General features: G+C 63.0%; 10 protein-coding genes. All 10 read right to left on the bottom strand.

Translation table 11 applies throughout. The features are described 5' to 3' along the window. Positions 1–1,068: cell division protein FtsZ (ftsZ, locus tag CP49_RS00460; protein ID WP_063791602.1), on the bottom strand; the 1,068-nt coding region annotated here is incomplete at its 3' end. A gap of 88 nt (positions 1,069–1,156) precedes the next feature. After that, positions 1,157–2,476: a cell division protein FtsA gene (ftsA, locus tag CP49_RS00455; protein WP_057848336.1), complete on the bottom strand. Its 1,320-nt coding sequence runs from the start codon at positions 2,474–2,476 to the stop codon at positions 1,157–1,159. Further along, positions 2,473–3,459 carry a cell division protein FtsQ/DivIB gene (locus tag CP49_RS00450; RefSeq protein WP_057848335.1) on the bottom strand — a complete coding sequence of 329 codons (987 nt, stop codon included), beginning with the start codon at positions 3,457–3,459 and terminating at the stop codon, positions 2,473–2,475. Before CP49_RS00450 ends, ftsA begins: the two co-directional genes overlap by 4 nt. 310 nt (positions 3,460–3,769) lie before the next feature. Continuing rightward, entirely contained in the window at positions 3,770–4,762 is a 993-nt protein-coding gene (locus CP49_RS00445) for a D-alanine--D-alanine ligase family protein (protein WP_057848339.1), read from the bottom strand. A 111-nt stretch (positions 4,763–4,873) separates the two neighbouring features. After that, complete coding sequence (gene murB / locus CP49_RS00440) at positions 4,874–5,794, bottom strand: UDP-N-acetylmuramate dehydrogenase (protein ID WP_057848334.1); 921 nt, start codon at positions 5,792–5,794, stop codon at positions 4,874–4,876. A 310-nt stretch (positions 5,795–6,104) separates the two neighbouring features. Beyond that, a complete protein-coding gene (gene murC / locus CP49_RS00435) occupies positions 6,105–7,508 on the bottom strand; it encodes a UDP-N-acetylmuramate--L-alanine ligase (RefSeq protein WP_057848338.1) in 1,404 nt (467 codons plus the stop codon). Positions 7,509–7,666: 158 nt separating this feature from the next. Next, complete coding sequence (murG, locus tag CP49_RS00430) at positions 7,667–8,767, bottom strand: undecaprenyldiphospho-muramoylpentapeptide beta-N-acetylglucosaminyltransferase (RefSeq protein ID WP_057848333.1); 1,101 nt, start codon at positions 8,765–8,767, stop codon at positions 7,667–7,669. A 111-nt stretch (positions 8,768–8,878) separates the two neighbouring features. Next, on the bottom strand, positions 8,879–11,323 hold the full coding sequence (locus tag CP49_RS00425) for a spermine/spermidine synthase domain-containing protein (RefSeq protein WP_057848332.1): 2,445 nt from the start codon (positions 11,321–11,323) through the stop codon (positions 8,879–8,881). A gap of 118 nt (positions 11,324–11,441) precedes the next feature. Further along, the gene (gene ftsW, locus CP49_RS00420; RefSeq protein ID WP_057848331.1) at positions 11,442–12,593 is read right to left on the bottom strand and encodes a putative lipid II flippase FtsW; all 1,152 of its coding nucleotides are present in this window, start codon (positions 12,591–12,593) and stop codon (positions 11,442–11,444) included. A 265-nt stretch (positions 12,594–12,858) separates the two neighbouring features. Beyond that, entirely contained in the window at positions 12,859–14,307 is a 1,449-nt protein-coding gene (locus tag CP49_RS00415) for a DUF5107 domain-containing protein (RefSeq protein WP_057848330.1), read from the bottom strand. Between the last annotated feature and the right edge of the window lie 67 nt (positions 14,308–14,374).

Below are 14,374 nucleotides of genomic sequence, written 5' to 3'. Positions count from 1 at the left end.
CAGGCGAGCGGTCAGTTCGGCCAGCCGGCTGTCCGGCGAAGACGTGGTGGCGGCGGTGGCGCCGGCAGCGGCGGCGGGAGCGGCCGCGTTGCGCGCGATCTGCGCCTGCTCGATGCCGGTGGCAACGACGGAGACGCGGATGATGCCGTCGAGCGTCTCGTCGAAGGTGGCGCCGACGATGATGTTGGCGTCCTGATCGACTTCCTCGCGAATCCGCGTGGCGGCCTCGTCGACTTCGAACAGCGTGAGGTCCTTGCCGCCAGTGATCGAGATCAACAGGCCGCGCGCGCCCTTCATCGAGCTATCGTCGATCAGCGGGTTGGCGATCGCAGCTTCGGCCGCGGTCAGCGCGCGCTTCTCGCCGGTCGCCTCGCCGGTGCCCATCATCGCCTTGCCCATCTCGCGCATCACGGCGCGAACGTCGGCGAAGTCGAGGTTGATCAGGCCTTCCTTGACCATCAGGTCGGTGATGCAGGCGACGCCCGAATAGAGCACCTGGTCGGCCATCGCGAAGGCGTCGGCAAAGGTGGTCTTTTCGTTGGCGACCCGGAACAGATTCTGGTTCGGGATGATCAGAAGCGTGTCGACCACCTTGTGCAGTTCGGCGATGCCGGATTCGGCGGTGCGCATGCGGCGCTGGCCTTCGAAGTGGAACGGCTTGGTCACCACACCGACGGTGAGGATGCCCATTTCGCGCGCGGTCTTGGCAATCACCGGTGCGGCGCCGGTGCCGGTGCCGCCGCCCATGCCGGCGGTGACGAACACCATGTTGGCGCCCGAGAGATGGTCGCGGAGCTCGTCGATGACTTCCTGCGCCGCCGCCGCGCCGACATCGGGCTGGGAACCTGCGCCGAGGCCCTGCGTCACCTGCGTGCCCATCTGCACGATGCGCTGGGCCTTCGACATGGTCAGCGCCTGCGCATCGGTATTGGCGACGACGAAATCGACGCCCTGCAACCCGGCAGTGATCATGTTATTGACGGCATTGCCGCCTGCTCCACCGACGCCGAAGACGGTAATCCGCGGTTTCAGCTCGCTGATGTCAGGGGGGGTCAGATTGAGTGCCATGATTGCCTCTCTTACGACGCGCGCGTTGGTTCGCCCCGGCCGGCGGCCGCGGGATTTGGTGAAAATCGTTTGGTCACAGGACCGGTCATCAGAAGCCCTCGCGAAGCCATCGTCCGACCTTTCCAAAATAGCCGTCAGTCCCTGTCCTGAGCTGCCGCGTATGCCGCGGTTCGACGTGTTCAAGATGAGCGTATTGCGGATAGACCAGGAGGCCGGCAGGCACCGAGAACGAGGCGCTCTTGGCCTCGTTGGGCAGTCGGCCGAAACCGAGCGGCCGGCCGATCCGGACCTGCCGGTTGAGAATGCGGGTAGCGAGTTCCACGGTGCCGGTGAGCTGGGAGGCCCCGCCGCTCAGGACAACCCGCGCCCGCGGCTCTGCCGCAAAAGGGGAATCCGCGAGCCGATCCCGGACCATTTCAAAAATCTCCTCGGCGCGATGCCGGACGATGTTGGCAATCGTGGCGCGCGAGACGATCTGCGGCGCATCGTGTTCTTCGCCTGCAGTCGGCACAGACATCAACTCGCGCGCGTCGGACCCGCCGGTCAGCACGGTGCCATATAACGTCTTGATTCGCTCGGCATCCGCAATGCATGCGCCGACGCCGCGGGCAAGATCCATCGTGACGTGCTGCCCGCCGAGCGCAAATCCGCTGGCATGCACGAAGCGCCCGGCGGAATAGGTTGCAATCGTGGTCGATCCGGCACCCATTTCGACCACGGCGGCGCCAAGATCGGCTTCGTCATCGGTCAACACCGAAAGACCTGCGACATAAGGACTCGCCGCCATGGCTTCGACATTGAGGTGGCAGCGCTCGACCACCAGCATCAGGTTGCGGGCAACGGTCGCGTCCGCCGTCACCACGTTCATGTCGACGCCGAACTGCCGGGCAACCATGCCGCGGGGGTCGCGGATACCCTTGACGCCATCCAGCGCGTAGCCGACCGGCAGCGCGTGCAGCACCGTTCGACCCTCGCCGGTGGCGTGCCGCATGCCGGTGGAGGTCACTCGGGTGACGTCTTCAGAGGTGACCGAGCCGCCGCGAATATCGGCGGCGGCCTCGACCAACTGCCCCTGCAGGCGGCCGCCGGAAACCGACAGCAATATTGACTCAACGCGGACCTTGGCCATGCGCTCGGCAAGCGCCACCGCCTGACGCACCGCCTGCTCGCATTCGGCGAGATCGACCACTGCGCCGGCCTTGACGCCGCGCGACTGGATCTGGCTGTAGCCGATCAATTCCACCGCATGGGTGCGGCCGCGCAGCGCCTCGCTCGGCGGCGACGGCTTCAACCGCGCGATCATGCAGGCGATCTTGCTGGTGCCGATATCGAGCGACGCCACCAGCGCCGTGCGCTTGTGGTCGACGGGCCGCGTCTTCGGAGTCTGGTTGCGATCGAGGCCGGTCATGCGTCACCGGCCTTTTTCTTAGGTTTCTTGTCCTTGAACAGTTCTTCGCGGGCCTTGGCCGCGTCCTCCGACAATTGCACCGTCAACCGGTCCGGCAGGCGCATGTCGACGGCGACGATGTCGCGCGAGAACAGCCGCTCCTCCTTGTCAAGCTTGCTCAACACGGCAAGCGCGTTGCCAACGTCGTTTTCCGGCAGGCGAATGTCGAGGCCGTCCTTTAGCCGCAAATTCCAGCGCCGTTCGCCGACGAAGATCGCGGCCCTGGTCACCGAGCGAACGTGCGGATAGCGGTCGAGCAGCGCAAGGAAATCGCGGGCCCTGACATCGGCGCCCTTGCCCACCACCAGCGGCAGCGCCACGAAGCGGCGCGACACGTAGGGCTCCAGCACCGCGCCGTCCTCCGAGATCACGGACAGTCGGCCGTCCTGCTGCCACAGCGCGAAAGCCGTGCGCTCGACGATGTCGATCTGCAACTGGCCGGGATAAAGCTTCAGGATAGTCGCGTCCGAAATCCAGGCATTGGCCTTGAGCTTGTCGCGCACGGTGGCGGCGTCGAGGAACAGCAGCGAGGAGCGGCCGTTGACGCCGCCGATCGCGAGCACCTCGTCCTGGCTCAACTGCTTGCGACCGTTGATGACGACGGTCGTGATGCGGAAGCCGGCCGAATTGGCCAGCGCGTTGCGCGTGTCGCTGAGTGCAGCCAAAAAGTCGTTGAGGTGACCGCCCTTGACGATGCCGAAGCCGGCGCTGCCGAGCAGCATCATCACGGTCAAAGCGACGCCAAGGCGATTCGGAAGGTAGCGTTCGATCAGCAGGATCACGCGATTCGACGGCGCGCGATCGATCACGGGCCGCGCCGGGACACGGGCGCGACGGCCCAGCCGCTCGCGCAGCAGCACAACCGCTCCAATAGCGGCTGCTTTCAGGTCAGCCTGGGGCCCCCGCGATCTCAGCGACCGCCCGAGGCGTCCTGCACCATCCATTGCACGAGCCTGTCCAAGTGTTGTTCCCGCAAGCATTTTTGCGAGTTCTGGCTCAGATGACGTCTCGGCGGTGCCGGACCTAAGTGCTGACCTGAAGTCGGAACAGCGCACCCCGGCAGCCAAGCGCCACATGCGCCGCCAGCGTTAACCTTCGTTCTTCCTGGTAAACAAAGTGTAAAAACGGGGGGCTCGCGCCGCGCTTTGGCCCGTCTTTTGAGTGGTTTGCCGGACAATTCTTAGGATTTTAGCAACAATTCTGATGTCGAGGTTAGTTCCCGGTTAACGGCCTGTTAACGGGCCGTCCGGCCGGTCACGCCCGTTCCCGGCTGCGCCGTTCGGCCAGCGTGATCTGATCACGCAGAAAATCCGGAAATTCGATCCCCTGGGCCTTTAGTGCCTTTGGGTAGAGCGAGGCTGCGGTCAGGCCCGGCAGCGTATTGGTTTCCAGGAAAATCGGCCCCTTCGCCGAGATGATGAAATCGGTCCGGGAATAGCCGCTGCACGACAACGCCCGGTGGGCCCGCAGCGCCTGATCCATGATCGCGGCGCTGACTTCGGGCGCGAAGCGTCCCGGACAGATCTCCTGGGTCGATTTGAGCAGATACTTTGCCGTGTAGTCGAAGGTGCCCTCCCCCGGCACGATCTCGATCGGCGGCAGCGAAAACACCGAACCGTCGGAGCGTTCCAGCACCCCGCATGTCGCCTCCACCCCCGAGACGAACGGCTCGATCAGATATTCCTCGGTCCGGGCGGCGTTGCGCACGGCGACGAGATCCTGCTTGGCGTTGACGAAGATCAGGCCGTAGCTCGAACCGTCGCGCGCCGGCTTTGCGATCAGCTTGCCGTGTTCGGCAAAGGCCGCGTCCAGATTTTCCAGGGCAATGCCGGCCGGCGCCGCGACGCCCGCGATCGCCGCGAAACGCTTGGCCGCAACTTTGTCAAAGGCGAGATTCGACGACGCGGAGCCGGACCCGGTGAAGGGAATCCCGCGCATTTCGCACATCGCCTGCAGTTCGCCATTCTCGGCGCGGCCCCCGTGCAGGCCCAGCACCAGCACGCGATCCTCGGACTTCGCCTTGTCGAGCGCCGCCTCGAGAGCAACGCCGCGGTTGCCCGGCTTGAATTCGTCTTCGAAGGGGCGCGCATGCTCGAGCAGGGTCTTCGAGCTGACCTCGTGCACGGTGTCCGCCACCGACCAGAACCAGAGATCGGCTTCCGGCAAGGCCCGATGCAGCGCCTGCGCGCTCGCAACCGAGACGAGGCGCTCCTTGTTGGTACCGCCGAAGAGAATGGTCGTCTGCATCAGCCTTGCTGCCTCGCTACTTCGCTGCTTCGTCATTCCGGGATGGTCCGAAGGACCAGACCCGGAATCTCGAGATTCCGGGTTCGCGCTTCGCACGCCCCGGAATGACAGTCATCTCGGAATTCCGATCCGCTTGATTTCCCAGTGTAGCTCGATTCCAGAATTCGCTTTAACCCGCTCCCGCACGGTTTCGCCCAGCGTTTCAATATCATGGCCGGTAGCGTTGCCGGTGTTGATGAGGAAATTGCAGTGCATTTCCGACACCTGCGCCCCGCCCACGCGAAGCCCGCGGCAGCCGGCGGCGTCGATCAATTTCCAGGCGCTGTTGCCGGGCGGATTCTTGAAGGTCGAACCGCCGGTCTTTTCGCGGATCGGCTGCGCGGTCTCGCGATGGGTCTGAACCTCGTTCATCCGCGCGCGGATGGTTTCAGAATCCGTGATGGCGCCTTGAAAGCGCGCCGAGGTGAAGATGACCGACGGATCGACGCCGCTGTTGCGGTAGACGAACTTCATGTCGGCGTTGGCAAAGACGTGCTTCGTCCCGTCGCGGCCGATGCCTGTGGCCTCGACCAGCACGTCCTTGGTCTCGCGACCATTGGCGCCGGCATTCATCCGCAGCGCGCCGCCGATGGTGCCGGGAATGCCGAAGAGGAATTCCATGCCGCCGATGTTTGCGGCGGCCGCGGTCTCGGCGACGCGCTTGTCGAGCGCCGCCGTGCCGGCGGTGACGATATTGCCTGAAGCGGAGATCTCGCCGAATGCCCGCGGCGCCAGGCGGATCACCACACCCGCCATGCCGCCATCGCGCACGATCAGATTGGAGCCGACGCCGACGACATAGACCGGCAACTCCTTCGGCAGAGCTCCAAGGAAATAGGCGAGATCATCTTCATCCGCCGGCGTGAAAAGCACCTGCGCCGGGCCGCCGACGCGAAACCATGTCAGCTCCGCCAGCGACTGGTTCGCCAGCAGCCGCCCGCGCAGCTCCGGCATCGCGGCTTTCAGGTCTGAGGTGATGTCGGGGAAGGTCATGTCGCGCCAATCGTCTCACGACGTGATTTGAGAGCGCATCGCATTGCGTTTGATGCTGTCGCCCGGGGCTTACCCCTCTCCCCAACCCTCCCCCGCAAGGGGGGAGGGAGCCTGACCAGCGCGCTCACCTCACGTTGTCTGATGGCCTCACCAGAGTGCTTGCGAGTTCGCAGAGTAATCGAGCAAGTGAGGGACGCACCAGCGGGCCGGTTCCCTCCCCCCTTGCGGGGGAGGGTTAGGGAGAGGGGTGGCGGCATACGCCGGCATTCGTGGTTACGCTCCCGATCGACGTCTACGACGATAGTAATCATCACCCCAACGCCTTCAATTCGCCGGGCAATGCGTAGGCCCATTGCGTGATGTTGCCGGCACCAAGACACACGACGAGGTCGCCTGGATGCGCAATTCCGCGAACGACTTTTGCCAGTTCCGCCGAACTCGGCAGCGGGATCACCTCGCGATGGCCATGGGCGCGCAGGCCGAGTACGAAATTGTCGCGGTCTATCCCTGCGATCGGCGCCTCGCCGGCCGGATAAACCTCGGCGACAACAACCGCGTCGGCGTCATTGAAACAGGTACAGAATTCCTCGAACAACGACTGCAGCCGGGTGAAGCGATGCGGCTGCACCACCGCGATGATCTTGCCGCTATAGGAGTCGCGCGCGGCCTTCAATACCGCCGCGATCTCGACGGGGTGATGGCCATAGTCGTCGATAACAGTGACGCCGTTCCACTCGCCGGTGCGGGTGAAGCGCCGTTTGACACCGCCGAAGCCGGCGATGGCCTGGCGGATCGCCTCGTCAGAAATGCCAAGCTCATGCGCGACCGCAATCGCGGCCGTTGCGTTCGAGGCATTGTGCCGCCCAGGCATCGGCAACGTGATGTCTGATATCTCGTGGGTTGCGTCAGTCTTGCGATTGCGGATCGCGATCTTGAATTTCGATCCGCCGGCGATCGGCGTCAGGTCCATCAATCGTGCATCGGCCTGCGGGTTCTCGCCATAGGTGATGATGCGGCGATCCTCGATCCTGCCGACGATGCTTTGCACCACGGGATGGTCGATGCACATCACGGCAAAACCGTAGAACGGCACGTTCTCGACGAAGTTGCGGAACGCGTCCTGGATCGCCTCAAAGGTCTTGAAGTGGTCGAGATGCTCGGGATCGACATTGGTAACGATCGCGACATCGGTCGGCAGTTTCAAAAACGTGCCGTCGCTCTCGTCGGCTTCCACCACCATCCACTCGCCGGCCCCCAGCCGCGCGTTGGTGCCGTAGGCGTTGATGATGCCGCCATTGATCACGGTCGGATCGAGATTGCCGCCGTCCAGTAGTGCGGCCACCATCGAGGTCGTCGTCGTCTTGCCATGCGTACCGGCAATCGCGACGCAGCTCTTCAGCCGCATCAGCTCAGCCAACATCTCGGCGCGGCGCACCACCGGAATTCGCTGGGCACGGGCCGCCATCAGTTCCGGATTGTCGCGCTTGATCGCGGTCGAGACCACGACCACGTCGGCGCCATCGACATTCTCGGCCTTGTGGCCGATCGAGACGGTGATGCCCTTCTCCCGCAGCCGCGCGACATTGCCGCTTTCGGAGGCATCCGAGCCCTGCACGGTGTAACCGAGATTGCAGAGAACTTCGGCGATGCCGCTCATGCCGATGCCGCCGATCCCGACGAAGTGAATGGGTCCGATTTCGCGCGGCAGTCTCATGAATGTTTCCTTGGACGTCATCGCCCGCCTTGCGCGATTGCGCACAAGGGCGGGGCGATCCAGTGTTCCGCGAAGCCGAGGCTCAAATCAGGCACCGCGGAGTACTGGATGCCCCGCTTTCGCGGGGCATGACAAGGGGCAATTTTGCGCGCAACCGCCTAGATTCCGGCCGTTTTCAGCACCAGATCGGCCAGCCGCTCGGCGGCATCGAGCCGGCCGACCTGACGAACGGCCTCCGCCATCGCGGTCAGCCGCGCAGGCTCGGCGGCAAAAGCGGAGATTTCCGCCGCCAGCCGGTCGGGCGTGAACTCTCCTTGCGGAATCCGCAACGCACCGTTCACCTGCGCCAATACGCCGGCATTGGCGAACTGGTCCTGGTCGATCGCGCCGGGCAGCGGCACCAGGATCGAAGGCCGTCCGATCGCGGCGAGCTCGGCCACCGTGCCGGCGCCGGATCGCGAGACTACCAGGTGGCTGGACGCAAGGCGCGCCGGCAGGTCGCTGAAGAACGGCGCCAGTTCGGCCTTGATCTTGAGCCGGTCATAGACCGCCCGCACCCGCGCCATGTCCTCCTCGCGCACCTGCTGCGTCAGGACCAGGCGGCTCCACAGCACTGGCTCCAGCCGTTCGACGGCTGATGGCACGATGTCGCTCATCACCCGCGCGCCCTGGCTGCCACCGACCACCAGCAGGCGCAGCGGCCCATTCGGTTCGGGCGACGCAAACGGGATCGCGGCCGCAGCAAGGATTGCGGGCCGCATCGGCGTGCCGACCGTCGTGGCTTTTCCCGCAAGATCAGGATCGCGATCGAGCACGCCAGGCAGCGAGGTAGCGATCGCATTGACGCGGCCGGAGAGAAAACGGTTGGCGCGGCCGAGCACCGCATTGGCATCGTGAATGACGCCGGGCACGCCGAGCAGCCTTGCTGCGATCAACGGCGGCAGCGTCGGATAGCCGCCGAAGCCGACCACGGCCGCAGGCTTCAGCCGCCGCACCAGATTGACCGCGACCAGCATGCCATAGCCGAGCATGAAGCCGGTGCGCGCCAGCGCTACAGGATTGCGCCCGCGCATCGTCTCGCTTGGCACCACGTCGATATTGTCAGGAGTGAACAGGCCGCTATAGCGCAACGCGCGGGCATCGGTCGCGAGACGCACACGCAGGCCGCGCTTGATCAGCTCGACACCGAGCGCCTCTGCCGGGAACAAATGGCCGCCGGTGCCGCCCGCGGCCAGCAGAATCAAAGGAGCGTTATCCATGGCTCCAAATAGCCGACGGCACGGTATTCGTCATCAAGGCGTTCCAAACGTCGAACGCCCCGACCTCTCGATCGGGGCGCCGTGACGGATATTCCGGTGTCCTTAACGTTCTTAAGGCGCTGAATCCTGCGTAAGAATGCCCAGCCGCCGCCGCGTCCATACCGCTGCCGGATCCCAGGAAAACATCCATGCCAGGAAATAGAAACCCATCGCCAGCAGGTACAGGAACGAGAATCCGAAATACATCGAATTGTATTCCATCAACCCGCCAAACAGAGCTCCCATCAGATTGTAGGCAAGCGCGGTGGAGATGTTGACATCGGCCCTGCCGATCAGGGTCGAAAAGACAATGCCCGAAAAGAACAACGGAAGCGTGAGCAGTACACAACTCACCGCCAGGCTCACCTGAGGCGAACCCAGGGTAACCAGTCCGTGGTTGCGGGCATAGAAGTATCCAACGAGCAGGCTGACCAGGAGCCCGAGATAGGCAAGGCCGGTCTGCTGAACGACCCTCCCCTGCACTATCAGATTGGCCAGGAACGCCATCACCAAAACCAGAATGATGGTCGCGGCAATGACAAACCAGGTGCCGCCGAGATGCAGTCCCAATTCGGTGATAGCCTTGGTCTCCACCAGCATGAAGCCGGCACCGAGAAAGAAGAACGGCAGATAGCCGCGTTCGATCGGGCCGGTCAGGCCGATGGTCTTGCGCACGAACATGTAGCTCAGAAGCAGCACCATGCCGAGCGCAATCATGTAGCTGACCGGATAGGTGCGCTCGATCATGTAGAAGAACGGCCAGTCATCGGTCGGGATGCTCGCCTCCGGATAGGGCTGCGCGAAATGCTTCGAGACGTCGGTGAATCCGATCGCGGCGAACGCATTTATATCGGGCATGGCGACGTCCCGGCCCTTCTGCGCAATGAAGGCCGTAGTCGTGCTCGAGTCGTAACGCACGCGAACCGCCAGCGGCTTGCCGGCGCCCGGCAATCCCTGGAGGATATGCGACAGCTTGAACCCGAGCGATTCGTTCGGCAGCGCGAACGCAACGGACATGACGCCGTCCGGCTTGAGCAGCTTGAAGGCTTCTGCAATTCCCTCGCGCGTGTAGACGTAGGAATCGACGCGCAGGTTGGAGGCATGGCTTAGCGCCGTGTGGGAATCCAGCACGCCATATATGATCAGATCGTATTGCTGGTCCGCCGTGCGGAAGAAGTTGCGCGCATCGTTGATGCGCAGCGTGACGCGCGGATCGTCATAGGGATGCTCGGGGTGGTAGTGCTTGCCGAGATGGGCAATGGCCGGGTCAATTTCGATCGCATCGACGTGTGAGGCGCCCATGCGGAGCGCCGCCGCCACGTCGTTACCGCTGCCGGCGCCGACAATCGCGACGCGCTGCGGCCTGTTCTTGAAGTTGAACGGAAATTCGTAATACGCGCGAACGTAACGGTCTTCCTCGGTTTCATGCCCGCGATTGCTCTCCGCCAGGTTGAACACCTTCTGATAGTAGGCGCCTCCGGACAGGAGGTTCATCAGCCCGTCCGATTTGGCCATGCGCTCCAGCAATTGATACGGAGAATAGATCCGCTGGATTTCCTGCTGGACCGGCCAGGACAGGACTGCGAGCAGCAGGCAAAAGCTGGCCACCCCGACCGGCAGGCGGGTATCGCGTGACAACACGAATACCAGAAGGACGCCGCCTGTTACGGTGAACCAGACTGCCGGGGGCAGCCAGAACAGGCTCATCACGCACAACGCCACGACACCGAGAATGCTGCCAATCAGATTCAGGCTGTAGGCTTTCAATGCATCGGTGCTTTGCAGCAACTTGCCGCAAAGCTGGCCGACCGGATAACAAATGCACGCACAAAGCACAAAGCTCATCGCGAGCAGCACATAGACCGGCGCGCCTGACTTGAGCAGAACCAACCAGTTTGGGCCGTCCGTTGTGCCACCGACAGCGGTTTGCTCGTGCATCGGCAGGGCTGCAAAGAAACCATTGGCCGCGCTGACGTCGTAGCGCAGCAGCGTGACGACGCCGACAAACAATGCAAGCATCGGTAACACCAGCGCTGGCGCGCAGGGCTGCTTGTCCGCGACCGCGTATCCCGCGCCCAGGCCGAGGAAGCAGGCCAGCAGGGTGAAATTCTTGAAGAACGAAAACACCGGGAATACCGATGCCAGCCAGCGGATCATGACCAGCTCGAGGAGCAGGCTGACCATCGTCACCAGCACGATCAATCTGATCTTTTCCTTCGTGCTGGAATTTGCGAATGCCTGCTCAAAGAGGCTGCCCATCAGATCGATTTGACGATCCAGCCGGCGCGCGAGCCAGGGCGGATCGACGACAACCAGGAGCGCCACCCCGCCCAGCAGGAGGCGAGCCGAGAGCAGCAACAAATCGACCGCGTCGAATGATTCCCGGTCCAGGAACAGCCGAACCGCCATAATCGAATAGACGAACAGGAGTGTGCTCAGACAGATGCTGAAGAACCGAACGAGCCTGCGATTGGCGTCCCCCGTTCGATATTCGCCGTTGTCGTGATGCGTCCCCATTTTACCAAACCCTCTCCTGCACGCTGAAATCGCAGCATGCGACAAAATCGTTTAGGAACAGGATCGGACTTTTACAGAGTTTTACTTAAGAATTGATGCAACCTGTACAGAGCGTGCTCTAGGCGTAGCCGCGCGCCACGCCGGCGGCGTTCATCGATTCCACTTCGGTGCGCGGACGCTGTCGCGTCAACGCCAGCATCATGCCGACGCCATAAGCCAGCGAGATGATCGACGAGCCGCCGTAGGAGATGAAAGGCAGCGTCATGCCCTTGGCAGGGATCAGTTGCAGATTGACCGCCATGTTGATCGCGGCCTGCATGCCGAACAGAATGGCAAGACCGGACGCTGCAAAGCGCGCGAACATATCTTCGCTCGCATAGGCACGCGTCAGCGTACGGAGCACGACGAACGCGAACAGCCCAACCAGCGCCAGGCACAGGATGATGCCGAACTCTTCGGCCGCCACCGCAAACACGAAGTCGGTATGGCTGTCCGGCAGGCTGCGCTTGGCGATGCCTTCGCCGGGCCCGAGCCCGAACCAGCCGCCGTTCCAGAACGCTTCCATCGCCATATCGACCTGGAAGGTGTCGCCGGATGCCGGATTCATGAAGCGCCTGATGCGGCCCGCGACGTGCGGAACCAACAGATAGGCGCTGAACAATCCGGCAGCCGCAGCGCCGGCAAGGCCGGCCACCCAGATCATCCGCATGCCCGCGATGAAGAACAGCGCGCCCCACACGATCAGGATCAGGATGGTCTGGCCGAAATCCGGCTCCATCACCAATAGCGCCACCAGCGTTAGCAGAAGCACCATCGCCATCGAGGTCGCCGGCATTTCCGGCCGCCTGGTCGATTCTGCAAACAGCCACGCCGCCATCACGACAAAGGCGGGCTTGGCGGATTCGGAAGCCTGGATGTTGACGCCGAGCAGCGTGATCCAGCGCCGCGATCCCTTCACCTCCGCACCGAATACCAGCGTCGCCACGATCAAGATAACGCTCACTACGAACACCAGTAGCGCCAGCCGGCGGATCTGCTTGGGCGACAGAAACGACACCCCGATCAGCACCAGGAAAGACGGCAGCAGGAACAGCATGTGCCGGCTGAAGAAGTGGAACGGATCGAGCCCGATTCTGGTCGCCACCGGCGGGCTCGCCGCCAGCGACAGGATGACGCCGCCGAGGATCAGCGCGGAAATCGCCGCCAACAGCAGCTTATCCACGGTCCACCACCAGTCCGAAAACGGGGTGCGTTGGTCACGGGCGAGCATGGGCGTCCCCAAAATGGCAGAGGTAGCGCCTATTGGTGGCGCAGGATGGTTTATGAGGGGTTAATGAATTGGGAATGATTTGAGGCGAGCGGGGCACCCGCGCCCCGGATGCTGCGCAGCGCGGAGCGATGCGCTGCCAGGCCGGGGCCCATTCGTGGCGTGGGGCCCCACGCTGCGTAGGATGGGTGGAGCGCAGCGATACCCATCAATTGCGCTTGGCGAAAGATGATGGGTTTCGCTGCGCTCTACCCATCCTACAGTCAAGCTACTTTACTTTGGTCTCGGCCGCGATCAGCTCCTTGCCTTCCGCGGTCGTGATCGTCAGCCGCACCTGTTCGCCGCTGCCGCCGGCAGGAATTGTCGCGGAAATGCGATTTCCGTTTTTCGGGTCGGCTTTCACGGCGTCGTTGAACAATATCGCATCGCCGCGTTTCAACGTGACGCGCAACGGCGTGGCCGGTTCGATACTGAAGAACTGAAGATTCACACCGGAAGCTGCGGCCGAGAGATTGATCAGGATATTCTCGTTCGCATCCGTCACGTTGCTCATGCCGACGATCGGGCTGTAGGTCTCCGTAACAGACACTTCGCCTCGCGCGGGAAGCTGAGCGCGGTGGAAAAACTGGTCCGACACGCCGGCCCACAATTCGACGTAAGGCCGCGCTTCGTTCGGGTCTTTGCGTGCGTCGGTTTCGTTCGTGAACGACTGATATCCCCACGTCCACATTTTCAGGCCCGGCGTGACCGTATTGTCGGCGATGCGGATGATCCCCTCTTCGTTATCATGGTTGATGACACCCCAGAAATTCCCGCCCTGCATATCGGGCGCCGCGTACGCGATGCCCATTGTCGGCCAGTTCTTGAAGTAGCGCAGCTTCTCGAAACGGCTCTTGCCCTGACCTAAGCTCTCATCGCCTTCGGACAGATTGGCCGACCAGCCGGGCGTGCTGTAGGCCTCGATCGGCGCGATGATTTCGGCGCCGCCGGTCGTCTTGGGGCTTTTCGGGTCCGATCCCGGCGCGAGCGTCGTGCACGTCCAGTACTCGTAATCGATCGTCCTATCGTGCGGGTTTTTCAGCACCACGCGCGCATCGAGGGCGGCGCGATCGGCTTTCAGCGTGACGTGGTAAGTCGCTTCGATACCCGTCGAACCCTTGAGGAACTGCGCTGGCGCCGCGGAATACGCGAAATCATCCCTAAGCGACATCGACACCGTCACTTCGCCGGCACTCTCCTTCACGACCTTGAAGTCCCACGGCTTCAGCCACGTCCTGCCGTGCTCGGGATCCGGGAAGGTGGGGAAGATGCCGCCATACACCATCAGCCAGTCGTAATAAAAGACGCCGGCCTTCATTCCGTAGGGTAGGCCTACCTCGTTGCGATAAAGCTGTTCGTGGCCGGTCGGCTTGTAAATGATGGAAAGAATCCGCCCGCCGAATTCGGGCAAGAGCGTTACTTTCAGATAACGGTTCTCGAGCACGTAGGTCTTGAACGTGCGATCGACGATGGCCGTCTTGTCGAGCGACCCGCTGACGAATCCGTTCTCCGCAGAGGTCGCGTACTTGACCGTGCTCCACGAAATCGTCGACTCGCTGAGAGACACACTGTCGGATAGCGGCGAAGCGGCATGCACGGCGGCATTCAACGCACAGACCGCCGAAAGGACTGCAAACGCGAAACGAACACGGGTACGCGACGGAGCATGAATTGCCATTTGCGACGCCCTCGAATGAGCAGGATGTAGGATGGGTGGAGCGAAGCGATACCCATCAACTGCCGCC

The sequence above is a fragment of the Bradyrhizobium valentinum genome (assembly GCF_001440405.1).
GTDB lineage: Bacteria > Pseudomonadota > Alphaproteobacteria > Rhizobiales > Xanthobacteraceae > Bradyrhizobium > Bradyrhizobium valentinum.
The sequence above is the reverse complement of the archived record's forward strand: the minus strand, read 5'-3'. Positions and strand labels throughout refer to the sequence as shown.